Raw genomic sequence first — 23,745 nt, 5'->3', positions numbered from 1 at the left:
ACCCCGACGGTGCCAGTTCTTGGCCCGTGACCGTCGCGGCAACGACGGTCACGGGCCAAGACGAGCCTCTCCGGTGGCCGCGTCCAGCCAGTGTCCGACCAGGAAGTGCGCGATCGACAACGGCGGCGGCAGCACCAGGCGCGACCCGTCCCCCACGTCCACCGCACCACCGGCGACCGCCTCGGCGATCTCCCGGCGGGAGAACCAGCGGGCGTGGGCGATCTCGGCCGGGTCGAGGCGCAGTGGCTGTGCCGGGTCGGCGGCGGCCAGGAAGCCCAGCATCAGCGAACCGGGGAACGGCCAGGGCTGGCTGCCGGCGTACCGGATCCCGGAGACGGTGAGACCGACCTCCTCGGTGACCTCGCGGGCGACAGCGGCCTCCGCCGACTCGCCCGGCTCGACGTAGCCGGCGAGGCAGGAGAAGCGGCGCCCGCCGGGGGTCGCCGGCCAGGTCGCGTTGTTACCGAGCAGGCAGCGGCCGGCCGGGCCGGACACCCCGTCGTGCACCAGCACGATCATCGCCGGATCGGTCCGCGGCCAGACCCGGTCGCCCTGCGCGTCTATCCGGGACCAGCCGCCCTCGTCCGGGACGGTCGGCTCACCGGTCACTGCCGAGAAGCCGTGCCGCACGTGCCAGTTGGCCAGCGCGATCGCCGTGATGAACAGGCCGGCGTCCCGGTCGTCGAGCAGGTGCCCGACGTCCCGCAGGGACGCCCCCCGGGTGCCGGGGACCGTGGGCAGGGCCGCGTCCACCGCGAAGATCGGCACCCCGTCCGCGCCGACGCCGAGGAACATCGGCGGCGCGTCCGGCACCTGCCCGGGGTCGAGCAACCGCAGCGCGGGCGGGTCGCCGTCCGTGGTCACCAGGGTCCGGCCGCCGGCGCTGGTGGTGTCCACCACCAGCACCCGACCTCGCCGCCAAGCCCCGGCCAGCCAGTCCGGTTCGGTACGCCGGTGGGCCGCCCGGTCCAGGACCGCCCGGGCGAGCGGCGGCAACGCCGGACCGGCCCCGGCTCCCCCGGTACGGGTCATGTCGAGGCCGGCGCTGTCTCCACCGGGCCGAGCACCGCCAGCCCCGGCGCGATCCGCTCGGCGTCGCCGAGCACGACGGTGACCGCCTGGGCGGGGGCGAGGTAGCGGGCCGCCGCCTCGGCGACGTCGTCGGCGGTCGCCTTCGCCAACCGGGCGGCGTGCTCGGCGAGGAAGTCCAGGCGCAGTCCGCTTCCGGCGTACGCGCTGGTCAGCGAGGCAAGGCCGGCCTGGGTCGCCATGCCGAGCTGGAGGCTGCCCAGCGCGTACCGGCGGGCCTGTTCCAGCTCCTCCTCCCCGGGCGGGAGCGAGGCGAGCCGACCCAGTTCGTAGACCGTCTCCAGCAGGGCCGGCCCGGTCACCTCGGTGGCCACGTCGGCGCTGGCGACCAGCACCGAACCAGCGGCCGAGTGCTCCACCACCGAGTGCGGCCCGTACGTGTAGCCCTTGTCCTCGCGGATGTTCTCCACCCAGCGGGACGAGAAGTAGCCGCCGAAGACCAGGTTGGCCAGTTGCAGGGCGGCGTGGTCCGGGTGGGTGCGGGGGACCGCCGGCAACGCGACCCGCAGCGACGACTGCACCGAGCCGGGCCGGTCCACCAGCCGGAGCGGCCCCGGCTCCAGCGGCGGCGTCGACGGCAGCTCGACCGGCTGGCCGTCCCCCCGCCAACCGGCGAGGGCCCGCTCGGCGGCGTCCAGCGCCCGTTCCGGCTGCACGTCACCGACCAGCACCAGCACCGCGCCCTGCGGGTGCACCCGTTCGGCGTGCAGCCGGCGCAGCGCCGCCGGCCGGACCGCGCGGAGCTGATCCGGCTCGGGGGTCTGCACCGCGTACGGGTGGCGGCCGTAGATCCGCCTCAGCAGCGCGACCCGGGCCAGGTGCGCCGGCTGGCTCTGCGCCATCTCGATCCGGTCGACCGTGTGCGCCCGCTCGGTGGCCACCTCGTCGGCAGGGAACGTCGCCCCGGTCAGCACGTCGGCGAGGATCTCCAGCATCCGGTCCAGGCCGGTGACCAGGCCGAACCCGGAGACCATCAGCCGATCCGGGTCGACCCCGGCGGAGAGCCCGCCGCCGACCGCCTGCAACTCGGCGGCGATCCGGTTGCTGGACATCGCCGCCGTGCCGGCGAGCAGGGTCTGCGCGAGCAGGGTGCCCCGGGCCAGGTGGGCACGGCCGAACGGCACCCCGAGCCGCAGTTCCACCAGGGGCACCGCCGGTCGGCGCACCACGATGACGGTGAGCCCGTTGTCGAGCGTCCGCTCGACCTGACGGGGCAGCTTCAGCCGGCGTACCGGGCCGAGCGGCGGCAGCGTCCGGGTCGTGGTCTCCGTCGTCACCGGGCACCTCCGGGAATGACCTCGATCGACGCGCGGCGTTCGGGCCGCAGGGTGGCGGCAGCGGTGCGGACCTGCTCCTCGGTGACCTCGCCGACGAGCCGGGGCAGGTCGTTGAGCAGGCCGGGCTCGCCGCGCTGCTGTTCCAGGACCGCCATCCGCAGCGCCCGGCCGAGCACCGCGTCGGTGTCGCGCAGCAGGTGGGTCGCCATCCGGGCCTGGGTCCGGGCCAGCTCGCCCTCGGTGAGCCCGTCGCTGGCCAGCCGGTCCAGTTCCTCGTCGACGGTACGCAGGACCTTGTCCACGTCGCCGCCGGGCGGCAGGTGGTGCTGGAGCACCAGGACGGTGGGATCCCGGACGTCGAACGGGTCGCCCATGAAGCCGAGGTACCCACCGATGCTGGTGACCGTCCGGTCCCGTTGCACCAACCGCTCGACCAGCCGGGACGCGTCGCCGTCGGTGAGCACCTCGGCGAGCACCACGTACGCCAGGTAGCCGGCGACATCGGTGATCGGGTCGGGCACCCGCCAGGCGCTCGCCACCGCCGGCATCGGGGCCAGCTTGTCGGTGTACGCGCTGCGCCGCTCGACGGTCAGGTCGGGTTCACCGAAGTCGGGCCGGTCCGGGGCGGGCCGGGCCGGCACGTCGCCGAAGTGCCGCTCGACCAGCGCGGTGGCCTCGGCCACGTCGAGGTCCCCGCTGACCGCCAGGACGGCGTTGCCGCTGGCGTAGTAGCGCTGGAAGAAGTCGACCGCCTCGTCCACCGTCGCCGACTCCAGGTCGTCGAAGGAGCCGTACCCGTCGTGCGCGTTGGGGTAGGTGTCGAAGACCACCGGCGACAGGGTCAGCCAGGGGAAGCCGCCGTACGGGCGGTTGAGCACGTTGACCCGGATCTCCTCCTTGACCACGTCGACCTGGTTGCGCAGGTTCTCTTCGGTCAGCCGGGGACCGCGCATCCGGTCGGCCTCCAGGAAGAGCGCGCGTTCCAGCGCGTTCGCCGGGAGGTACTCGTAGTAGTCGGTGTAGTCCAGGTGGGTGGAGCCGTTGAAGGTGCCTCCGGCGCCCTGCACGTGCCGGAAGTGGGCCAGCTTCTCCAGGTTCTCCGAGCCCTGGAACATCAGGTGCTCGAAGAGGTGGGCGAAGCCGGTGCGCCCCTCCGGTTCGGAGCGGATGCCGACGTCGTAGACGACCGCGACCCCGACCACCGGGGCGCTGCGGTCGGGTGTCAGCACCACCCGCAGTCCGTTGTCGAGGGTGAAGCGCTCCACCGGGTACTTCGTCGCTGGAATTCTGGATCTCCGCGCCGCCACGCGTCGACCCTAGCGCGTCGGGGCCTTCCCGCGCGGGACGCGGTGTTCAACATGGCGGCGGTGACAGGGGCAGCCGGCCCGAAGGCAAGTCCGCCCGAAACCCCGACTGGCGCTTGACGCCATCCACTTCCTAGTCCACTCTTCCTACCTATCAAGTAGGAATACTGAGGATTGGATGGCGGGATGAGACGGCACCCCCTCGACCAGGCGGGCGCCTGACGTGCACGTCTCCGCCCGCGCCGACTACGCCCTCCGGGCCCTGCTCGCCATCGCCGACACCGGCGGAGGCGAGTTGGTCAAGGCCGCCACCCTGGCGGAGGTCCAACAGATCCCGCTCAGCGTGCTGCACGGAATCCTGCTCGACCTGCGCCGGGCCGACCTGCTGGTCAGCCACCGGGGCACGGAAGGCGGCTACAGCCTGAGCCGGCCCGCCGACCAGATCACCGTCGGCGACGTGCTGCGCGCCGTCGGCGGCACCCTGACCACCGTACGCGGCCTGCCCGCCGGAAGCGCCGGCTACCAGGGGGTGGCGACCGGGCTTCGGGACGTCTGGCTCGCCGTACACGGGGCGGTCGAGCAGGTCGTCGACCGGATCACCCTCGCCGACCTGCTCACCCCCGAACACCGCCCCGCCGACCCGGCCCACTGGTGACCGCCGCCGGCCGCCCCTGACGGGTCACGCCGGCCAGCCGGGCGGCTGCCTGGCGTGGCGCCGTCGGTCAGCCCGCGTTGTCGGCGACACCCCCCGTGCCCACCGACCGGACCGGGCTGTGCAACTCGACCACCACGGCCGGGTGCCGGTCGGCCGCCCCGGGATGCCAGGGACCGAACGCCGCCAGCAACGCGAGCAGCAGGCCGGTTCCGGCCACCACGAGCACCACCAGCAGTTCGCGGACCGCCCCAGCGTGAACCCCCATCGTCACTCCTCCTGACACGGACCGATCCCCATCAGCCCGGATCCGACGCGGGTCGGTCCCCACCGACCCGCTCCCCCCAACCTCACCATCAGCCCCCCGACTGATCGGTGCTGTCGGCCACCCGACGCTCCCCTTGCTGATCCCCGACTCAGCACGGCGCTCGACGGCCGACGTGAGGGAAACTACCGTCCGCATCCGACATCGGCGCGACGGCGCGAGCGACAGTGACCGAGCCGAAACCATCCGGCCCGGACGCCCCACCCCGGCGCCTCCCCAGCGGTCCCGACGGACGACCGTCTGTGTCGCACCGCACAGACAGACGTTGACCACCTTGCGCACCCTGGTGGCGGCGTTCGTGTCCTCGTCGGGCTTCCGCTCGGAACGCTGGTCCAGGCGGCGACCGAGGGAACGGTCTCGTCCGGCCACGAGGGAAACCTCGAGGGCTGGGTGTTCGCCCTGGTCTACGGCGGCTTCGGGGTCCTCGCACTCGCGCTCGCGGCGCTACTCGTGTTGCACGTCACGCAGCGCTGGGGGTGGCTGCTGACCGATCCACCGCGACCTCCCCGACAGTGGTGGGCCCAACTGGCGGGCGTCGCGGTGCTCCCCTTCGGTCTGGCCATGTGCTACTGGGGCATCGCCGGGCCCGGTGCACACGGCCCCGCCGGCATGGACGCGATCGCACCGCGCGCGGTACTCACGGCCACCGGACTGCTGACGCTGATCGGGGCGGCGGCGCCGCACCTCGCCGGACGTGCTCCGTTCTCGCCAGCCGTGCTGTGGACGCTGACCTGGACCGGCTGCGCCACGGCGGCGCTCCAGGGGCCGACGCAGCTTCTCCTGGCCAACGCGGGACGACCGGCCGTGCTCGTCGCGGTGCTCGGCCTCGTCGCCACACCGGCAGCCTGCGCCTACGGATTCACCGTCCTGCACCAGCACATCCCCCGGAACCGGCTGGTTGATCAAGAGGCTCGGGTCGCCCAGAAGGCTGGACGATGACGCAAATCCTCGATCAACGTGCGGGGCGGCGATCCTCACCACTAGCGGAAGTCGGCGCTGGCGGCGGCGAGTTCAGCCCTGTCAGGGGATGGCTTGGCGCACCCAGGACCGGGCGCGGCGGTGAATGGACGTGGCGACCTTGGACCTACTCGGCGGGGCGGTGCACGACGTTCTCCCCGGTCACGACCCGATTCGGCTCGTCATCGAGTTCGCGAGTGCCACGTTCTGCGGTTCCCCGGGCTCCGCTGTGCTTGACGCCTGGCTGCACGAGCAGGTCCGCGCGCCGGTCGATGGCCTGTGCCTGCGCGGTCACCTCGTCGCCGAGGGCGTGCAGTCGCGTGGTGGTGGTCGGGTTCGGTACTTCCTCGGCGCTACGGTGCAGAATGGTTTCGGCCACTTCCAACTGCTCTGCGGTGCCGTGCAGGGCCGCGGCAGTCCGTCGCCGGCAGGACGTCTCCTCTTCCGAAGTCATCCCACCGATCTACCCGGGAAGATTGAGCGACAAACGGTCCCTCTGGTGGGGAGGGACCGTAAGGCGATGGAATCAGGCAGCGCCCGCTTGCCGTCAGCGCTGGTTGTTCTGGTTGTGCCGGAGGGCTTCTTCGAGCTGGTCTTCGAGAAGAATGATCCGGCAGGCGGCTTCCAGGGCGGTACCTTGGTCGACCATCTCCCGGGCCCGCGCGGCAAGGCGCAGTTGGTGACGGGAGTAGCGGCGGTGGCCGCCGGACGACCGGGACGGAGTGATCAGCTTCGCCTCGTCGAGACGACGCAGAAAGTCCTGCGACGCGCCGGTGATCTCCGCGGCGCGGCCCATCGTGTAGGCGGGGTAGTCGTCGTCACCGAACATGTCGTCGGGTTGAGCCATGCATTACCTCTCCATGACGAGGGCCCCGGCGCGGAAGCACCGGGGCCCGGGGTTACGGGTCAAAAACACCATCTACCGACAGGTTTGTCGGGTTGTCGTATCCGCACCTGCCGCCGTCGGCGGCGTGGGGTGCGAGGATCGCATAAGCGTGACCGGAGACCACCTCTCGTTCGATGGAAACTGCGGTGTCCGCTCCAGAGTGGAAGTGCATTCTGAAGACGGGCGATCCAACGGTGTTCAGGCCCTCCCTTTCCTCTGCTTCCGATTTCTGTGGTGCTTTTGGTGCTGCCCGCCGATGTCGGAGCCCACGCGACTTCATGGCCCCGTCCACGTGCGGCGGACTGTCCTGCCAGGCGAGCCCTGAACCAGCATCGGCCCGCCTGCTTGCCCTGACCTGGAACTACGTCAGGGTCTTGACTTTCCATTTCCACGTGCCTTACTGCGTGCGGTGATGAGCACTTCCACCGCCATGCCGAGCGGGCCACGAGATGTATCCGCGGCGCTGCGTAACGCTCGGCCCACTTCGTCTGCGTCTTTGATAGTCCCTGCTGCCAACGACAGGAACGCTACCCGGACCTACCGAGGATGTCTAGTGGTTTGGACCTAGATTCTCTCGGTGGCCGCCCCTGCTTTCAGCATCGCATCGACGGATGTCTCGACGGCTGGTAGCAGCCGTCAAGCTACAGATGACGCCCCTGGCGTACGCCAACCAGCCGGTGATGCGGCGGCTGACCGCCGGCGCCCGGCAGCGCCGCTTGTTGATCAAGAGATTTGCGTCAGCCAGAGGGCCATGACACAAACCTCTTGATCAACCTTGGTGGGGTGGGTGGTCAGGAGGCGCGGGGGCGGCGGGGGCGGCGGGAACGGCCCGAGGAGCGGTGCGGGCTGCGGCCGCCGGCCGATGCCGCACCGAGGGCGGAGCCTGCGCCGGACCTGGCAGCCGTACCCGACGTGGACGCCGCGCCGGACTTGACGGAGGCCGGGGTGGCGGCCGGCACCGGGATGGTGACCGGGACACCGGAGGGCTCCCGGGCGCCGGTCACCCGGGTCAGCGCCTCGTCGCCAGGACGCACCGCGACGACGTGCGGTTTGATGCCGGCCACGTTCATCAGCTTCGCGACGTCCCGGCGCTGCTCCGGCAGCACCAGGGTGACCACCGTGCCGGACTCCCCGGCCCGCGCGGTACGCCCGCCCCGGTGCAGGTAGTCCTTCGCCTCGGTCGGCGGGTCCACGTTCACCACCAGGTCGAGACCGTCCACGTGGATGCCCCGGGCCGCCACGTCGGTGGCGACCAGCGCGGTCACCGCCCCGGTCTTGAACTGCTCAAGAATCCGGGTGCGCTGCGGCTGCGATTTGCCGCCGTGCAGCGCGGCCGCACGGACCCCCCGGGCGAGCAGTTGCCGGGCGACCCGGTCGGCGCGGTGCTTCGTACCCATGAACAGGATGGTGCGGCCCTCGCGGGCCGCGATGCGGGCGATGGCGGCGGGTTTGTCGTCCAGGTCGACGTGCAGCACGTGGTGGGTCATCGCGGTCACCGTGGCGGTGCCGGGGTCGACCGAGTGCGTGACCGGGTTGGTCAGGAAGCGGCGGACCAGCCGGTCCACACCGCCGTCGAGAGTGGCGGAGAAGAGCATCCGCTGACCGTCCGGGGCGACCTGCTCCAGCAGCTTCGTGACCTGCGGCAGGAAGCCCATGTCGGCCATCCGGTCGGCCTCGTCGAGAACGGTGGTCCGCACCTCGCCCAACCGGACGTCACCCCGGTCGATCAGGTCGTGCAGCCGGCCCGGGGTCGCCACGACCACCTCGGCCCCGGCCCGCAGGGCGTCCGCCTGACGCTGCAGGGACAGCCCGCCGACCACGGTCGCGCAGCGCAGGCCGAGCGCGGTCGCGTACGGCATGAGCGCGGTGGTGACCTGCTGGGCCAGCTCCCGGGTCGGTACCAGGACAAGCGCCCTCGGCCGGCCCGGCCGGGCCCGGTGGCCGGCGGTACGGTGCAGCGTCGGCAGCCCGAAGGCGAGGGTCTTACCGGAGCCGGTACGACCTCGCCCGAGCACGTCCCGACCGGCGAGCGAGTCGGGCAGTGTGGCCGCCTGGATCGGGAACGGCCGGTCGATGCCCTGTGCGACGAGCGCGGCGAGCAGTTCCGGCCGCAGGCCGGTTTCGGCGAACGACGGAATGATGGTGGTCATGGGGAAGCCTTCCTCGACGCGGCACGTGTCGAGGAAGGGCGCCGGTAGGCAGCGCTGTCACCGGCGCGGCCGATGGTCAGGCGCGCAGCGGTGATCACAAGCACGAACCGAAGGGGTACGCGGCCGGTCCACGCGAATCGCTGCGGACCGGCCGCGTCACCGCGCCCGGAGGGTGCGGTGGGTGGCGCTGGGATCCTGGAGGATCAGAGCGGGCGGATGTTCTCCGCCTGCGGGCCCTTCTGACCCTGGGTCACCTCGAACTCGACCCGCTGGTTCTCGTCCAGGCTCCGGTAGCCGGAGGACTGGATCGCCGAGAAGTGGGCGAAGACGTCGGGACCGCCGCCATCCGGGGTGATGAAGCCGAAGCCCTTGTCAGCGTTGAACCACTTGACGGTGCCAATTGCCATGTGTTTCGTCTCCTTGACGGAACGTCGTGCCCGCACCTGTTGCGGACTCGATGAGTGGCGCACCGCTTGCACGGCTCGCCTGTCGCTGCTGGTCGCCCCGCCCGGAGAACTCCGGACACAACAAAGAGCGCCTGGGGCCACAATTCACCAGGCGCACACAGAGTCTCTGGTAACCAAAACTGCAACATCGTCAAGCTATCACGGATCCGTCTCGCCGGCACCAGGTTCCTCCGACAATCCAACTACCAGGGCGGTAAGCCCCGCCACATCCAGCAGGTCCGCCGGACGGACGGTCACCCCGTCCCGGACGTAGTGGAACGCCGCGCCGACCTGCTCCACCGGCACGCCGGCCAGCTCCGCCCAGGCCAGTCGGTAGACCGCGAGCTGCACCGCCGCCGCGTCGGCCTCCGCCCCGGCCGGTTGCCGGCCGGTCTTCCAGTCGACCACGTCGTACCGCCCGCCGGGGCGGGTGAAGACCGCGTCCATCCGGCCCCGGATCACCACCCCGGCGACGACCGTGGCGAACGGCACCTCCACCTCCAGCGGCACCCGGTCGGCCCACTCGCCGGCCAGGAAGCGCTCCTGGAGGGCGAGCAGCTCGGCGTCCGGGGCAGCGTCGGCGTCCGCCGCGCCGGGCAGCTCGTCCACGTCGAGCAGCCGGTCGACCCCGAACCGCTGCTCCAGCCAGGTATGGAAGGCGGTGCCCCGGCGGGCGTACGGGCTGGGTGGGGTGGGCAGCGGACGGCGCAGCGTACGGGCCAGCGCCTCCGGGTCACGGCGCAACGCGACGAGCTGGGAGACCGACAGGTGCTCCGGCAGCGTCACCTCGACCGTCCCCGCCCCGCGCAGCGCCTCCGCCCGCTCGGCGAGCAGCAGGTCGGTCTCCCGCCGCCAGCGGGCCACCTCCGGATCGTCCACCCCGGCCGGTTCGTCCACCTGGGGGTCGTCGCCGAGCGCCGCAGTGGCGTCGGCCGGGTCGTCGGCGGCCAGCAGCCGCCGGACCAGGGCCGCCGCCTCGGCGAGCACCGGACGACGGACGCCCAGCGGGTCGGCCGGCCACTCGGCGCGGAGCACCACCTCGGTGGTCGGGTTGACCGCGTCCCCGGCCGGCTCGGGTGCCCACGCGTCGACCACGTGCCCCTCCCCGCCGTCCAGGCAGGCGTCGTGCACCTCACGCAGGAAGACCGACGGGCCCCGGGGCCGTTTCGTCCCCTCCCCCCACCAGTAGCCGGAGCAGAGCAGCAGCCGGCGCGGACGGGTCACCGCCACGTACGCCAACCGCCGTTCCTCCCGCTCGTCGTGCGCCCGCCAGGCGTCGGTGAAGTCGGCCAGCGCCCGGGCCACCGCACGCTGGTCGGCCGCCTCGGCCAGGGCCAGGTCGGGCAGACCGTCGGCGTCCCCGCGCAGCGGGAACGGCAGCACCCCCAGCCCGCCCAGGTAGTGGTCGGAGCTACGGACCTGCCCCGGCCAGGCGCCCCGGGTCAGCCCGGCCACCGCTACCACGTCCCACTCCAGCCCCTTGGCGGCGTGCGCGGTGAGCACCTGCACCGCGCCCTCGACCACCTCGACCTCGCCCGGGGTGAGCCCGCGTTCCTCGTCCTCAGCGGCGGCGAGGAAGGCCAGGAAGCCGGCGAGGGTCGCCCCCGGCGTCTCCCCGCTGAACCGGGCCGCCACGTCCCCGAGGGCGTCCAGGTGCCCCCGGGCCAGGCCGGCGTCACCGGTGCCGTCCCGGCCGGCCCGGACGGCGACCTCCACGTCCAGGCCGGTGGTCCGCTCCACGTCCGCGACCAGCTCGGGCAGGGACTGGTCCAGCCGGTAGCGGAGCAGGGCCAACTCCAAGGCGTACGCCTTCAGCCGCGCGTACCCCTCCGCCGAGTACGCCTGCGCCGGACCGAGGTCGGCCAGCGCCTCGACCAGCGTCGCCTCGTCCAGCGCGTCCCCTATCTCCGGGTCGGACCGGGTGGACGCCGCGCCGGCCAGCTCCCGCCGGGCGGCGGCGAGCTGCCGGGCCCGCCGGTGCAGGGCCACCAGGTCCCGGGGGCCGATCCGCCAGCGCGCCCCGGTGAGCAGGCGCAGCAGCGCCGCCCCGTCGGTCGGGTCGGCGAGCACCCGCAGCGTGCACACCACGTCCCGGACCTCCGGGGTGTCCAGCAACCCGCCCAGACCGACCACCTCGACCGGCAGGCCCCGGGCGCGCAGCGCCGACTCGATCGCCGGGATCTGGCTGCGTACCCGGACCAGCACGGCGGTGGTGGGACGGTCCGGCACCGGGATGTGCTCGGCCAGCGCGCCGGGCATCCGGGCCGCGCCACGCCAGGCGGCGAGGACGCTCTCCGCGATCCACTCCGCCTCGTCGACGTACGTGGGCAGCAGCGCGCAGTGCACGGTTCCGCCGGCCGTGCCACCCGGGGTGCGGTGCGGGATCGGGTCGGCAACGGTCGACGCGGCGCGCAGCTCCGGCACCCGCGCCCCGGCGGCCCGCAGCGGGGTGGCGAGCGCGTTGGCCACGCCGAGGATCTCGGGCCGGTTCCGCCAGCTCGTGGTCAGCCCGAGCACCCGGGCCGGCTCCCCGTCGGCGCGGGCGAACCCGGCCGGGAAACGCTCCAGGGTGCCGGCGCTCGCCCCCCGCCAGCCGTAGATCGACTGGCACGGGTCGCCGACCGCGGTGACCGGGTGGCCGCCGCCGAAGAGCGAGTTCAGCAGCACCACCTGGGCGTGACTGGTGTCCTGGTACTCGTCGAGGAGCACCACCCGGAACCGGTTCCGTTCGATCCGGCCGACCTCCGGGTGGTCCCGGGCCACCCGGGCGGCGCGGGCCAACTGGTCGGCGAAGTCCATCGCCTCGAAGTCGGCCTTGCGCTGGGCGTACGCCCGCACCAGCGGGAGCAGTCGCAGCCGGTTCTGCTGCCCGGTGAGCGCCTTGCGCACGTCGGCGTAGACCTTGCCGGGGCGGGACTGGACGTCGGCGAAGAACCGGCCGGTCCAGGCGGCCAGGTCGTCCGGGTCGACCAGGTGCTCGTCCAGCTCGGCGGCGAGCGCCAGCACCGCGTCGGTGACCGTGCTCGGCGTCCGCTGGAGTTCGGACAGGTCCCCGTCGTGGTTGCGTACCAGCAGGTCCACCATCTGCCAGCGGGACGCCTCGGTGAGCAGCCGGGTGGCCGGCTCGTAGCCGGAGCGCAGCCCGTGCTCGGTGACGATCCGGGCCGCGTACGAGTGGTAGGTGGCCACCGTCGGTTCCCCGGCGAACGGGTCGTCGAGCGGGTCGCGCCCCGGCCGTCCGAGCTGGCGGATCAACTGGTCGAGCCGGGTCCGTACCCGGTGGGCCAGCTCACCGGCCGCCTTCCGGGTGAAGGTCAGCCCGAGGATCTGCTCGGGCCGGACGTACGAGTTGGCCACCAGCCAGACCACCCGGGCGGCCATCGTCTCGGTCTTGCCCGAGCCCGCGCCCGCCACCACCAGCAGCGGTTCCACCGGCGCGGCGATGATCGCCGCCTGCTCCCGGGTCGGTGCGACCGGCAGCCGGAGCAGCCGGGCCAGCTCCACCGGCGTGTACCGGGGGCCGGCGTCGGCGACCCGGGGCGACGGCGCGGGGCTGGTACCGAACAGCGCGGGCTGGGTCAAGATTTCTCCGGAGGAGGACCGACGGTCGGCGGTTCGACGACCTGGCGCCCCTTGCCGGAAACCGGACAGCTCGTGCGTACCGGGCAGACCCGGCACTTCGAGTTGGCGACGGCGGCAAAGGTGGCGGCGGCCATCGTATCGGCGGTGCGCCGGACCAGCGCGGTCGCCCAGCCAGCCTCCGGCCCCTGGCCCACCGGCGCCTGGCCCTGCTCCCGTGCCTCCTTGGACCCGGTGCCGAGCTGCACCAGGGCCGCTCCGCCGGACTCCTCACCGTGCTCGGCGAACGCCCCCGCCTCCACCGCCGCCTGGTACGCGCCGAGCTGCGGGTGCTCGGCCAGCTCGGCGGCGACGGCGGTGGACCGGCCGGTCTTCAGGTCGACCACCACCAGCCGGCCGTCCGCGTCGACCTCCAGCCGGTCCACCCGGCCCACCAGGTCGACCGGCCGGTGCGGGTCGTCCAGCCGGACGGCGAACTCGTGCTCGATGGCGAGCAGCCGACGCGGGTTCACGGCCAGCCAGCGGAGCAGCTTGTCCACCATGCCCTCGGCACGGGCCTGCTCCGGACCGGCCATCCAGCGGGCGGCCAGCTCGATCGCGTCGAACCGCGCGGTGACGTACTCCAGCAGCGCGGTGCGGTCGACGCTGGCGTTCTCGGCGAGCATCGCGGCGGCGTGCACCAGGTTGCCCACGCTCTGCGCGGTGCTGGGCGGTCCGCTGCCGCCGTGCCGTTCCAGCAGCCAGCGCAGGCTGCACCGCAACGCGCTCTCCATGGCCGACGGGGTGACCCGCACCGGTTCGCCGTCGTCGACCAGCGGCCGGTCGTCGGAGAGGCCGCGCAGCCCCCACCAGTCGTCCGGGTGTGCGCCGGGTACCCCGGCGGCGGCGAGCCGGGCCAGTTCCGCCGCCGCGGCGTGCCGCCGGGCCACCGGTGCCGCCGGGTCGGCCACCGCGGTACGCAGCTCCGCGACCAGGGCGGGCAGGGTCAACGCCCGGGGTGGCCGACCGACCGGCAGCTCCCCGGCCCGCCCGCCGGTCGGGTCCACACCGCCGTCGCCCCGGTCCGGCCCGTCCGGGCCGGTGCCGTCCCGCGCGCCGCCGTCCGGAACGCCGCCGGCCGGGGTGTCGGCGGCCGGAACACCGCCGGCCGGGCCACTGCCGACCGGACCACCGCTGTCCCCCGGTGACGGCACCGGTCCGCGACCGGTTCCGCCGTCGTCCCTCGGTGGTTCGGCGGCGAGTTCGTACAGGAAACGGCTCGGCTGCTCCTCGTGGTCGTCGCCCCCCACCGAGGCGGAGGAGACCGCGCTGACCAGCAGCCGGTGCCGGGCCCGGGTGACCGCCACGTAGCAGAGCCGCCGCTCCTCGTCGAGCAGCGCGGAGGTCTGCCCGGCGAGCACGGCGGCCGTGCCCGCGCCCTCGCCCCGGCCGGCGAGTACGTCCACCAGCCGCTCGGAGCCGAGCAGGCTGCCCCGCAGCCGCAGGTCCGGCCAGATCCCCTCCTGCACCCCGGCCACCGCCACCACGTCCCACTCCAGCCCCTTGGCGGCGTGCGCGGTGAGCAGCCGGACGGCATCGCCCCGGTCGGCGGCCGGCGCGATGGTGTCGGCGGGGAGGTCCTGCCCGAGCACGTGGTCCAGGAAGACCTCGGTCCGCGCGCCGGGCAGCCGGTCGACGAACCGGGCCGCCGCGTCGAAGAGCACCAGGACGGCGTCGAGGTCCCGGTCGGCCGCGTCGGCCCGCCACCGCCGGGCGCTCTCCCCCTCCCCGCTGTCGGCCCGTCCCTGAATCGCCGCCGACCAACGCTCGGCCAGGCCGCTACCGGCCCACACCGCCCAGAGCACGTCCTCGACGGTGGCCCCCGGCCGGGCCGCCGTATCCCGGGCGGTGACGAGCAACCGGGCCACCGCCTGGGCCGGTTCGGCCCAGCGCCGCTCGACGCCGGCCAGCCCGTCCGGGTCGTGCAGCGTCTCGACGAGCAGCTCGCCGGAGGGACGGCGGTCCCCGGCGGCCTGCGCGAGGGCCCGCAACCCCTGGCGCAGCCGCCGCTCGGCCAGCGGGTCGGCCCCGCCCAGCGGGGAGTGCAGCAGCGCGACGGCCGCCTCCTCGTCCAGCCGTTCCGGTTCCAGGGCGCAGCGCAACAGGAGCAGCAGCGGGGCCACCGCCGGTTGCAGGTGCAGCGGCAGGTCCTCGCCGTGCACCACGGTCGGTACCCCGGCGGTGTGCAGCGCCCGGCGCAGGGTGGGCAACTGGAGGGTGGTCGACCGGACCAACACCGCCATCCGGGACCAGGGCACCCCGTCGAGCAGGTGCGCCGCGCGCAGCGTGTGGGCCAGGTAGGCCGACTCGCTGGTCGCCGAGCGAAAGGTGCGGACCTCGACCGTGCCGGACGGCGCGTCGGGCAGCGGCGCCAACTGCCGGTGGGTGACCGGGCCGCGCAGTCGCCGGGCCAGCCGGCCCGCCGCCGCCAGCAACTCCGGCCCCGCCCGGTACGAGGTGGTCAGCACCACCTGCGCCGCCGGTGCCCCGGAGGCGGTCCGGAACCGGTGCGGGAAGTCCGTCACCCCGGCCGGGTCCGCGCCCCGGAAGGCGTACGTGGAGGAGTCCGGGTCACCGAAGGCCACCAGGGACTTGCCACCCCCGGCCACCACAGCGAGCAGCTCGAGCTGGGCCGGGTCGGTGTCGGCCAGCTCGTCGACGTAGACGTGCGCCAGCCGGCGCCGCTCCGCCGCCAGCAGCTCCGGGTCGTCCAGCAGCAGTCCGGTGGCGGCCCGGACCAGCTCGGCCGGGTCGTACGCGACCGAGCCCCGGTTGCTGACGTCGCGGAGCGCGAGCACCGAGACGTACTCCCGGAGGAAGCGCGCGGCGGCGGGCCAGTCGGCGCGGCCCAGCCGTTCGCCCAGCCGGGCCAGCTCGACCGGTCCCACCCCACGCTCGGCGGCCCGCATCAGCAGGTCACGTAGCTGCCCCGCGAACGCCCGGGTGCGCAGCGCCGGCCACAGGTCCACCGGCCAGCCCACCGGGTCGTCCTCGGGGTCCTCCCCCACCGCGTCGAGCAGCTCCCGGATGATCAGATCCTGCTCCGGGCCGGTGAGCAGTCGGGGGGACGGCTCGCCGCGCTCGGCGGCGGCCCGGCGCAGCAGGCCGAAGGCGTACGCCGGAAAGGTCCGCACCAGCGGCTCGCGGACCACGCGGTTGCCGGCGGCGACCCGGGCCTCGATCCGGTGGCGCAGCGTGGTGGCGGTCCGGCGGCCGAAGGTGAGCACCAGCACCCGTTCCGGGTCCACCCCCTCGGCGACCCGCGCGGCGACCGCCTCGACCAGGGTGCTGGTCTTGCCGGTGCCGGGCCCGCCGAGCACCAGCATCGGCCCGTCGGTGTGGGCGACCACCTCCGCCTGCCGGGCGTCCTCCCGCCACCCCGCCGGTGCCGGGGACGGACCGTCCCCGCAGGTCAGCCCCTCGGACCGGCGCACCAACCGGTACGTCTGCATCCGACCATCACACCACGCGGCCCCGACACCTTCTCCTCACCATCCCGCCGTCCCCACCTGCCGCCCCGCCGGTCCCACCTGCCGCCCTGCCGGTCCCACCTGCCCCCTTGCCGGTCCCGCCTCTCGACCCGCCGGTCACGCGGAGGGGGAGGTGGGCGCGGGGATCAGGTGGGAGTCGAGAGTGTCCAGGGCTTCGGGGAGGCTCCGGGCCACCCGAACGAGGTCCTGGCCGGCGGGCTTGACGAAGTGCTGGTCGGTGAGGGAGGTGATCCAGTCCACCAGGGGCCGGTAGAAGTCGTCGGTGTCGAGCAGGACCATCGGCTTGTCGTGCATCGCCAGGGTGGCGGTGGTCCACACCTCGAACAGCTCGTCCAGCGTGCCCAGCCCGCCGGGCAGGGTGAGGAAGGCGTCCGACCGCTCGATCATCACCGTCTTGCGGCTGGCCATCGAGTCGGTGACCAGCAGCTCGTCGGAGGCCAGGTCGGCGACCTCCAGGTCGACCAGCGCCTGCGGGATCACCCCGACGGTACGCGCGCCCCCGGACCGCGCGCCGTCGGCCAGGGCGCCCATCATGCCGACGCAGCCGCCCCCACTGACCAGCGTGTGTCCCCGCCGGCCCAGCTCCATTCCGGTGTCGAAGGCCAGGTCCAGCCAGCGCTGGTCGAGGGTACGGGAGGAGGCGCAGAACACTCCGATCGCGGCCACCGGCTCAGCCCTCCCGGCTCTCGTCGGCGGCGGCCTGCTGGTCGGCGGCGAGCCGGGCGACCGCCTCCTCGCGTACCGCCTCCTGCTCGCTGGAGAGCTGCGCCTCGGCCTCGACGATGTGCCGGACCGCCGCGTCCACGTCGTCGGTGAGGCAGATCAGCTCCAGGTCCACCGGACCGATCTTGCCGTCGGCGGCCATGGTGTCCCGCAGCCAGTCGAGCAGTCCCCGCCAGTAGTCCGTCCCCATCAACACCACCGGGAACCGGGTCACCTTGCCGGTCTGCACCAGGGTCAGCGCCTCGAAGAGTTCGTCCATGGTGCCGAACCCGCCGGGCAGGACGACGAATGCCTGGGCGTACTTGACGAACATGGTCTTGCGGGCGAAGAAGTACCGGAAGTCGATGGCGAGGTCGACCCAGTCGTTGAGGCCCTGCTCGAAGGGGAGTTCGATGCCGAGGCCGACGGAGAGGCCCCCGGCCTCACTGGTCCCCCGGTTCGCCGCCTCCATGACCCCCGGTCCGCCGCCGGTGATGACGGCGTACCCGGCCCGGGCCAGCGCCGCGCCGAGCTGCTCGGCGAGCCGGCACTCGGGGCTGTCCGGCTTGCTCCGGGCCGAGCCGAAGACGCTCACCGCCGGCGGCAGGTCGGCCAGGGTGTCGAACCCCTCGACGAACTCGGAGAGGATCCGCAGCGCCCGCCAGGCGTCCCGGGTCTTCCAGTCGGCCCGCCCCCGCGAGTCCAGCAGCCGCTCGTCGGCGGTGCTGGTCGACAGGGCCCGGCGACGCAGCGTCACCGGACCCCGGTGTCGGGTTTCGGTCGGACCGGTGTCCGGTCCGTTGCTTCGGCTCATGCAAGCCACCGTAGTGGAGCACAGCACCGCAGGTCGGGAGGGCCGCCCGACGAATCACGGCCACCCGGACGGGGGCAACCGGCAACCGAAACGACGATCTTTCGCGAGTGCACGCAACTAATTCGGTCGCACGTGCGTCCTAGTATTCACACACGGGGACGACCCCGGCGCGCCTTCGGGGGAGGAGCAGCGTGATCAGCAGCAACGAGAGGATCCGGATCCGGCGACAGATGCAGCGGCGGATCCAGGACGTGGTGGCCGAGCGCCGCCGAGCCCGTCAGCTACAGACCATCGAGCCGGCGGAGGCCGAGGCCCGGACGGAGCTCGACGCGCCCGTCCTGACCAACGGCTGACCGACCGAACCACGGCCGAGCGCGCCCATCGGGGGGTGACCGCGCGCCACGGCTGCCCGCCCCGGGGTGACCAGATCTCCTGGTCACCCCGCCGGGTCGCGGGTCAGGCCAGGGCCAGCCAACGGTGCAGCGTCGCCGCCCCGTCGCGGATCTTGGAAATCTCGACGTGCTCGTCCTTGTGGTGGGCCAGGTTCGGGTCGCCGGGGCCGAAGTTCAGGGCCGGGATGCCCATCGCCGCGAACCGGGCCACGTCCGTCCAGCCCAGCTTGCCGATCGGCGCGGCGCCGACCGCCGCCAGGAACTCCTGTGCCGCCGGCGCGTCCAGCCCCGGCCTCGCCCCGGCGGCCACGTCGGTCACGGTCAACGCGAAACCGTCGAAGACCTCCCGCAGGTGCGCCTCGGCCGCCACCGGGTCCCGGTCCGGCGCGAACCGGTAGTTGACCTCGATCTCGCACCGGTCCGGCACGACGTTGCCGGCCACCCCGCCGGAGATCCGGACCGCGTTCATCCCCTCCCGGTACGCGCAGCCGTCGATGGTGACCCGACGTGCCTCGTACGTGGCCAGCCGGCGCAGCACCTCGCCGGCGCCGTGGATCGCGTTCACCCCGTGCCAGGACCGGGCCGCGTGGGCCCGCTCGCCGAGCGTGGTGACGACCGCCCGCATGGTGCCCTGGCAGCCGGCCTCCACGATGCCGTACGTCGGTTCGAGCAGTACGGCGAAGTCCGCCTGGAGCCACTCCGGGTACGCCTCGGCGACCAGGTACAGGCCGTTGTACTTCTGCTCGATCTCCTCCCCCTCGTAGAAAAAGTACGTGACGTCGTACCGGGGGTCGGGCAGGGTCACCGCCAGGTGCAGCGCGTACGCCACCCCGGACTTCATGTCGGAGGTGCCGCAGCCGTACATCAGGTCACCCCGCATGCTGGACGGGAAGTTCCCGTTCAGCGGGACCGTGTCCAGGTGACCGGCGAGCACCACCCGCTGCGCGCGGCCCAGCTCGGTGCGGGCCATCACGGTGTTGCCGTACCGGTGGGTGGTCAGGTGCGGGACCGCCCGGAGCACCTGCTCGACACAGTCGGCGATCGCCTTCTCGTTCAGGGACACGGACTCGATGTCCACCAGGGCACGGGTCAACGCCACCGGATCGGCGAGGACCTCGGGGGTCAGCGGGTTCTCCATGGTTCGCACGGTACCGTCAGGGCGGTAGAAGCCGGCTGTGAGCTTGCGCGCGCCCGCCGGCCGTGACACGGAGGGTGAAACACAGTGACATCCGCACAGTCTGCCTGGGGTATCGGCGTGGCCACGGTCACCGCCGACGACCAGGTCCTCGACACCTGGTACCCGACCGGCAAGCTCGGCCTCGGCGAGTTGCCCCTGGTTTCCGGCGAGGAGAAGGCCGACGTGCTGGACCTGCCGCCGGGGGCGATCGGCGAGCGGGCCCTGCCGGGTCTGCGCACCGTCGAGGTGGTCACCGTGCTCGGCTCGCTGGACGACCCGATCAAGGACGCCGCCGACGCGTACCTGCGGCTGCACCTGCTCTCCCACCGCCTGGTCCGGCCGAACGGCCTGAACCTGGACGGCATCTTCGGCAAGCTGGCGAACGTGGCCTGGACCTCGGCCGGGCCGTGCCCGCCGGAGCGGGTGGACGAGCTGCGGGTGATCGAGCGGGCCGCCGGCCGCCACCTGGCCGTGTACGGGGTGGACAAGTTCCCCCGGATGACCGACTACGTGGTCCCGTCCGGGGTGCGGATCGCCGACGCCGACCGGGTCCGGCTCGGCGCGCATCTCGCCGCCGGCACCACGGTCATGCACGAGGGCTTCGTCAACTTCAACGCCGGGACGCTCGGCACCTCGATGGTCGAGGGGCGGATCGTCCAGGGCGTGGTGGTCGGCGACGGCTCCGACATCGGCGGCGGCGCGTCGATCATGGGCACCCTCTCCGGCGGCGGCACCGACCGGATCAGCATCGGCGAGCGGAGCCTGATCGGGGCGAACGCCGGCGTGGGCATCTCGCTCGGTAACGACTGCGTGGTCGAGGCCGGCTGCTACGTCACCGCCGCGGCGAAGATCACCCTGCCGGACGGCCGGGTGGTCAAGGCCCGCGAACTCTCCGGCGTCGACGGGCTGCTGTTCCTGCGCAACTCGGTCACCGGCGCGCTGGAGGCCCGGCCGCGCACCGGACAGGGCATCACTCTGAACGCCGCCCTGCACGCCAACGACTGACCTCCGGGCGCCGTCCGGACCCCGGCCCTCGGCCGGCACCACGGCCGACGACAACCGGGGGTCCGGACGGACGCCGTCCCGGCCCGTGGCGACCACGGGCCGGGACGGCACGCCTCACCGCAGCCGGTACGCCTGCGTGATCTGCTGGTGCACCGTGCTGCCGCCGCTGTCGGTGGCGTTGGCGCGCAGCGACACCCAGCCCGGTCCGGCCGGGTGCCGGACCGTGGCGACCCAGCCCGAGCCCTGCTTCCGCAGTTGGGCCGGCTGCCAGTTCTTGCCCCCGTCGTACGAGACGTCCACGGTCAGCGCGGTGACCGTGGCCGCTGGCGTGCCGGGCTGCCGCTGCACCGTCACCGGGATCGGGAAGACCTGCCCGGCCGGGGCGGCGCTGGATCCGTCCAGCCGGGGCGCGAAGCCGATCACCGTTACCGGCTGACCGACCCATTCGTCACCGGTGGCGTGTTCGGAGCGGAAGGTCCAACTGCCGGTCACCCGGGTGCTCAGGTCGGTGAAGTCCCGGTCGGCGACCGTCTCCACCCGGTACTCGGCCGGCTCCGGCGGGACGGCGAACTCGCCGTACCAGGCGGTCGGGCTCTCCCCGACCAGCTCGCCGTTGCGGTAGAGGCGGGTGTGTTCCGAGTCGGCCAACGAGTACCCGGAGTGGCCGTTCGCGTCGCCGTACGTGGGGACGTCGACGACGAGGAGGTCCCCGGACCGGCTGACACCCAGGCTCGACGGGTGCAGGGCCGGTCCGAACGGCGCGGCGTTCCACTCGTCCCGGTAGGTGCGGCCGGCCCGGTAGGCGACCTCGTCGGACCAGAGCCTCGTCCGCGCATCCAGCCACCCCTCGTCCTGCCGCTCCCCGGTCTCGAGCTGCGACCACCAGCGCAGCCCGGTGGCGGCGTTGACGTACTCGGTCCGGCTGCCGGGCAGACTCGTGGGAATCCCCGTCCCCGAGGCGAACATGGTCCCGTCCGCGTGGGGGAAGAGCACCCGGTCGGCGGCGACCTCGGCGTCCCCGTGGAAACGCTGGCTGAGGGCGGCCAGGTCACCCCGGCGGTAGTCCCGCACGAATCCGTTCGGCATGGTGCCGCCGAAAGACTCGCTCAGCGCGTACTGGTACGGGCTTACCTCCGCCTCGCCGTGGACCCACTGGCTGGCGATCACGCCGACGAACCGGTCCGGGGCGCTGTTCCCGCCGAGTTGGCCGGTCCGCAGGCCGTCGAACCCGTCGAGCCAGTAGGCCGTTCCGTACCCGGCGTCCGCCTCGTTGAAGTGAGCGGAGACGTCGACCAGAGCCGGCACAGCGGACTTCTCCGGCACGGACATCCGGACCGGCGCGGTGCGTCGGGCGTCGACGGTGAGCCGGGTGGCCCGGTCGACGGTCAGCTCCGGCCCGGCGACCACGGCGAACCCGTTCGCCTCCCCGACGGTGATGACACCGCTGAACAGCCCGTACCGTCCCTTCGGGAGCCGAAGCGTGGCCAACCCGTCGGAGCCGTACACATCGGCCGACAGGTACTGGTCCAGCCCGTAGACCGAGGTGAGGTGGGCGTCGGTACGGGTCCCGGTCTGGTCCAGGGTCTCGATGGTCACGTCGTAGCTCTCCACCTCCCGGTCCACGGCCAGGGCGGTCGTCACGGTCACCGGGCCGGAGCGGGCGACCAGGCGGCCGGTGTAGTACCCGTCCGGGCCGGCCACCTTCGTGTCGGCGATGAGCGCGACCTCCGCCCGCCCGCCGGCCGGTACGGTCACCTGGTCCGCGCCGAGCCGGAACATGCCGGCCGGGGCGGGCTTGCCGTCCGGGCCGGTGACCTCCAGGGTCAGTGCCAGGGTGACCGGATCGTCACCTGAGTTGTGGTACGCCACCGTACGGTCGACCGGCACGTCGTCGTGGTGCGGCCACTCGATCCGGCCGAACGAGACGCTGGCCGGGGCGGTGGTGATCGTCTGCCCGATCGCGGCGGCCACGTCGACCCGACCGGCACCCTGCTGGAAAACCGTCTGCTCGGGGTGCGCCTTCGCCGAGTTCATCACCAGGGCCTTGAGCTGCCCGGCGGTCGCGTCCGGGTGCCGCTGGGCCAACAGGGCCACCGCGCCGGCCACGTGCGGGGCCGCCATCGAGGTGCCGGAGAGGGCCACGTACCGCTCCCCCACCGGGGTACCGATCTGGCCCTTGGCCGCCCGCGCCGCGACGATGTCCACGCCGGGTGCGGTGATGTCCGGCTTGAGCCCCCCGTCGTACGGGCGGGGACCCCGGCTGGAGAAGTCGGCGAGGCGGTCGTCCCGGTCGACCGCCCCCACGGTCAGCGCGGCGTCGGCGCTGCCCGGGGAGCCGACCGAGGCGTCCGACCCGTCGTTGCCGGCGGAGACCACGAAGAGCGCCCCGGTCTGCGTGGTGAGCCGGTTGACCGCCTCCTCCAGCGGGTCGATCTCGGGACCGTCGTAGCCGCTCAGGCTCAGGTTGACCACCGTCGCCTGCTGGTCGACGGCGGCCCACTGCATACCGGCCAGGATCGCCGACTCGCTGCAGAAATCGGATTCGCAGACCTTGCCGGAGAGCAGGGTGGCGTCCGGCGCGATCCCCCGGTACCGACTGCCGGCTGCGGCCCCGCTGCCGCCGATGATGGACGCGACGTGCGTGCCGTGCCCAACGGTGTCGTCCGGATCGGTCACCTCGGTGAAGTTGTGGCTGGCGGAGACCCGTCCGACCAGGTCCGGGTGCGTGGCGTCGACGCCGGTGTCGAGCACCGCCACCCGTACGCCACGTCCGGTGAGCCCCTCGCGGTGCGCCTCCGGCGCGCCGATCTGGGCCACGCTCCGGTCCAGGGTGAGCTGGCGTTTGCCGTCCAGCCAGATCCGGTCGACATCCCCCGCCGTGTCGACTCGGTTCGTGGGCGTACCAGTGGTGAGCGCCGTCCACACGGCGCCGGCCCGGTCCTTCGGGGCACTGACCGCCGTGCCGCCGATGGCGGGCAGGTCCCGGGTCACCCGGGCCCCGGCGACGGCGGGGCCACCCTGCCGCTTCGTCCCGGCGCGGTAGCGGACCAGCAGCGGCAGGGTGTCCCGCCGCGCGTCGTCGTACCCGACGGCGGTCAGTTCGGTGACGTCGAAGAGCCGCTGGTCCACCCGGCCGGCCCGGACGAGCGGCACCGCGTCCCGGGGCAGGACGGTGAGGTGATCGTTCACCCGCTGCGTCACGAAGGTCATGCCCTTCCGTCCCGGTCCGGGACGGATACTGATCGAGTCGCCGCCGGTGACGGTGACCCGGTCACCGGTGAGCAGCGTGACGGTCACCGGACGCTTGGCGCCAGTGGTCGAGCCCGGGCCCGGACCGATGGCGGGCGGAACACCCGGACCGGGGCCGATGGCGCTGGCCGGTTGACCACCGGGCACGACGGCAGCGGAGACACCCAGCAGCAGCCCCAGGGCGATCCCGATGGCGGCTTTCCCTGTTCTT

General features: G+C 73.4%; 18 protein-coding genes. 4 read left to right on the top strand and 14 right to left on the bottom strand.

All coding sequences use genetic code 11. From position 1 onward, the window contains the following. Positions 1-48 precede the first annotated feature (48 nt). The 3 genes from nudC to GA0074692_RS30280 are packed head-to-tail and all read right to left on the bottom strand — an operon-like array spanning position 49 to position 3,673. Positions 49-1,032 carry an NAD(+) diphosphatase gene (nudC, locus tag GA0074692_RS30290; RefSeq protein WP_091650803.1) on the bottom strand — a complete coding sequence of 328 codons (984 nt, stop codon included), beginning with the start codon at positions 1,030-1,032 and terminating at the stop codon, positions 49-51. Further along, entirely contained in the window at positions 1,029-2,366 is a 1,338-nt protein-coding gene (locus tag GA0074692_RS30285) for a M16 family metallopeptidase (RefSeq protein ID WP_091650798.1), read from the bottom strand. Before GA0074692_RS30285 ends, nudC begins: the two co-directional genes overlap by 4 nt. Then, the gene (locus GA0074692_RS30280) at positions 2,363-3,673 is read right to left on the bottom strand and encodes a M16 family metallopeptidase (RefSeq protein ID WP_091650795.1); all 1,311 of its coding nucleotides are present in this window, start codon (positions 3,671-3,673) and stop codon (positions 2,363-2,365) included. The genes GA0074692_RS30285 and GA0074692_RS30280 overlap by 4 nt, the downstream gene beginning before the upstream one ends. A gap of 220 nt (positions 3,674-3,893) precedes the next feature. Between GA0074692_RS30280 and GA0074692_RS30275 the strand changes: the two genes are divergently transcribed. Next, entirely contained in the window at positions 3,894-4,325 is a 432-nt protein-coding gene (locus GA0074692_RS30275; RefSeq protein ID WP_091650793.1) for an RrF2 family transcriptional regulator, read from the top strand. Positions 4,326-4,392: 67 nt separating this feature from the next. On the opposite strand, the gene GA0074692_RS30270 is transcribed toward GA0074692_RS30275, so the two are convergent. Then, the gene (locus GA0074692_RS30270) at positions 4,393-4,590 is read right to left on the bottom strand and encodes a hypothetical protein (RefSeq protein ID WP_091650790.1); all 198 of its coding nucleotides are present in this window, start codon (positions 4,588-4,590) and stop codon (positions 4,393-4,395) included. 447 nt (positions 4,591-5,037) lie between these two features. On the opposite strand from GA0074692_RS30270, the gene GA0074692_RS30265 reads away from it, so the two are divergent. Beyond that, on the top strand, positions 5,038-5,586 hold the full coding sequence (locus GA0074692_RS30265) for a hypothetical protein (protein WP_091650788.1): 549 nt from the start codon (positions 5,038-5,040) through the stop codon (positions 5,584-5,586). 145 nt (positions 5,587-5,731) lie between these two features. On the opposite strand, the gene GA0074692_RS30260 is transcribed toward GA0074692_RS30265, so the two are convergent. The 8 genes from GA0074692_RS30260 to GA0074692_RS30225 form a co-directional block, all read right to left on the bottom strand. Then, on the bottom strand, positions 5,732-6,058 hold the full coding sequence (locus GA0074692_RS30260) for a hypothetical protein (RefSeq protein ID WP_141725445.1): 327 nt from the start codon (positions 6,056-6,058) through the stop codon (positions 5,732-5,734). Between the two features lie 93 nt (positions 6,059-6,151). Next, positions 6,152-6,451, bottom strand: a complete 300-nt coding sequence (locus tag GA0074692_RS30255) for a MerR family transcriptional regulator (RefSeq protein WP_091650781.1) — start codon at positions 6,449-6,451, stop codon at positions 6,152-6,154. An 830-nt stretch (positions 6,452-7,281) separates the two neighbouring features. After that, positions 7,282-8,640: a DEAD/DEAH box helicase gene (locus GA0074692_RS30250; protein WP_141725444.1), complete on the bottom strand. Its 1,359-nt coding sequence runs from the start codon at positions 8,638-8,640 to the stop codon at positions 7,282-7,284. Positions 8,641-8,843: 203 nt separating this feature from the next. Beyond that, on the bottom strand, positions 8,844-9,047 hold the full coding sequence (locus GA0074692_RS30245) for a cold-shock protein (RefSeq protein ID WP_088982211.1): 204 nt from the start codon (positions 9,045-9,047) through the stop codon (positions 8,844-8,846). Positions 9,048-9,245: 198 nt separating this feature from the next. After that, on the bottom strand, positions 9,246-12,668 hold the full coding sequence (locus GA0074692_RS30240; protein ID WP_091650778.1) for an ATP-dependent helicase: 3,423 nt from the start codon (positions 12,666-12,668) through the stop codon (positions 9,246-9,248). Then, positions 12,665-16,156, bottom strand: a complete 3,492-nt coding sequence (locus GA0074692_RS30235) for an ATP-dependent helicase (RefSeq protein ID WP_091650776.1) — start codon at positions 16,154-16,156, stop codon at positions 12,665-12,667. Before GA0074692_RS30235 ends, GA0074692_RS30240 begins: the two co-directional genes overlap by 4 nt. A gap of 135 nt (positions 16,157-16,291) precedes the next feature. Next, positions 16,292-16,861 carry an LOG family protein gene (locus GA0074692_RS30230; RefSeq protein ID WP_091650772.1) on the bottom strand — a complete coding sequence of 190 codons (570 nt, stop codon included), beginning with the start codon at positions 16,859-16,861 and terminating at the stop codon, positions 16,292-16,294. A 4-nt stretch (positions 16,862-16,865) separates the two neighbouring features. Continuing rightward, on the bottom strand, positions 16,866-17,711 hold the full coding sequence (locus GA0074692_RS30225) for an LOG family protein (RefSeq protein WP_091650768.1): 846 nt from the start codon (positions 17,709-17,711) through the stop codon (positions 16,866-16,868). A 191-nt stretch (positions 17,712-17,902) separates the two neighbouring features. Here GA0074692_RS30225 and GA0074692_RS35080 point away from each other — a divergent pair, with 191 nt between their 5' ends. Continuing rightward, positions 17,903-18,064, top strand: coding sequence for a hypothetical protein (locus tag GA0074692_RS35080; protein WP_176738233.1), 162 nt, complete (start codon positions 17,903-17,905; stop codon positions 18,062-18,064). 103 nt (positions 18,065-18,167) lie between these two features. Here the strand turns inward: GA0074692_RS35080 and dapE are convergent, their stop codons facing one another. Continuing rightward, positions 18,168-19,241 (bottom strand): succinyl-diaminopimelate desuccinylase, encoded by a 1,074-nt coding sequence (gene dapE / locus GA0074692_RS30220; protein WP_091650764.1) that lies wholly within the window; start codon positions 19,239-19,241, stop codon positions 18,168-18,170. A gap of 84 nt (positions 19,242-19,325) precedes the next feature. Between dapE and dapD the strand changes: the two genes are divergently transcribed. Continuing rightward, the gene (dapD, locus tag GA0074692_RS30215) at positions 19,326-20,285 is read left to right on the top strand and encodes a 2,3,4,5-tetrahydropyridine-2,6-dicarboxylate N-succinyltransferase (protein WP_091650761.1); all 960 of its coding nucleotides are present in this window, start codon (positions 19,326-19,328) and stop codon (positions 20,283-20,285) included. Positions 20,286-20,399: 114 nt separating this feature from the next. Here the strand turns inward: dapD and GA0074692_RS30210 are convergent, their stop codons facing one another. Beyond that, positions 20,400-23,702, bottom strand: a complete 3,303-nt coding sequence (locus tag GA0074692_RS30210) for a S8 family serine peptidase (protein ID WP_425413409.1) — start codon at positions 23,700-23,702, stop codon at positions 20,400-20,402. Positions 23,703-23,745 lie beyond the last annotated feature (43 nt).

Source organism: Micromonospora pallida (assembly GCF_900090325.1).
Lineage (GTDB): Bacteria > Actinomycetota > Actinomycetes > Mycobacteriales > Micromonosporaceae > Micromonospora > Micromonospora pallida.
This window is presented reverse-complemented; position numbering and strand designations above follow the sequence as displayed.

What these genes read in the sequence shown, in the direction of transcription:
- GA0074692_RS30270 (WP_091650790.1), bottom strand. Translation starts at nt 4,590, where the DNA reads ATGGGGGTTCACGCTGGGGCGGTCCGCGAACTGCTGGTGGTGCTCGTG.
- GA0074692_RS30260 (WP_141725445.1), bottom strand. Translation starts at nt 6,058, where the DNA reads ATGACTTCGGAAGAGGAGACGTCCTGCCGGCGACGGACTGCCGCGGCC.
- GA0074692_RS30225 (WP_091650768.1), bottom strand. Translation starts at nt 17,711, where the DNA reads ATGAGCCGAAGCAACGGACCGGACACCGGTCCGACCGAAACCCGACAC.
- nudC (WP_091650803.1), bottom strand. Translation starts at nt 1,032, where the DNA reads ATGACCCGTACCGGGGGAGCCGGGGCCGGTCCGGCGTTGCCGCCGCTC.
- GA0074692_RS30250 (WP_141725444.1), bottom strand. Translation starts at nt 8,640, where the DNA reads ATGACCACCATCATTCCGTCGTTCGCCGAAACCGGCCTGCGGCCGGAA.
- GA0074692_RS30245 (WP_088982211.1), bottom strand. Translation starts at nt 9,047, where the DNA reads ATGGCAATTGGCACCGTCAAGTGGTTCAACGCTGACAAGGGCTTCGGC.
- GA0074692_RS30255 (WP_091650781.1), bottom strand. Translation starts at nt 6,451, where the DNA reads ATGGCTCAACCCGACGACATGTTCGGTGACGACGACTACCCCGCCTAC.
- GA0074692_RS30235 (WP_091650776.1), bottom strand. Translation starts at nt 16,156, where the DNA reads ATGCAGACGTACCGGTTGGTGCGCCGGTCCGAGGGGCTGACCTGCGGG.
- dapE (WP_091650764.1), bottom strand. Translation starts at nt 19,241, where the DNA reads ATGGAGAACCCGCTGACCCCCGAGGTCCTCGCCGATCCGGTGGCGTTG.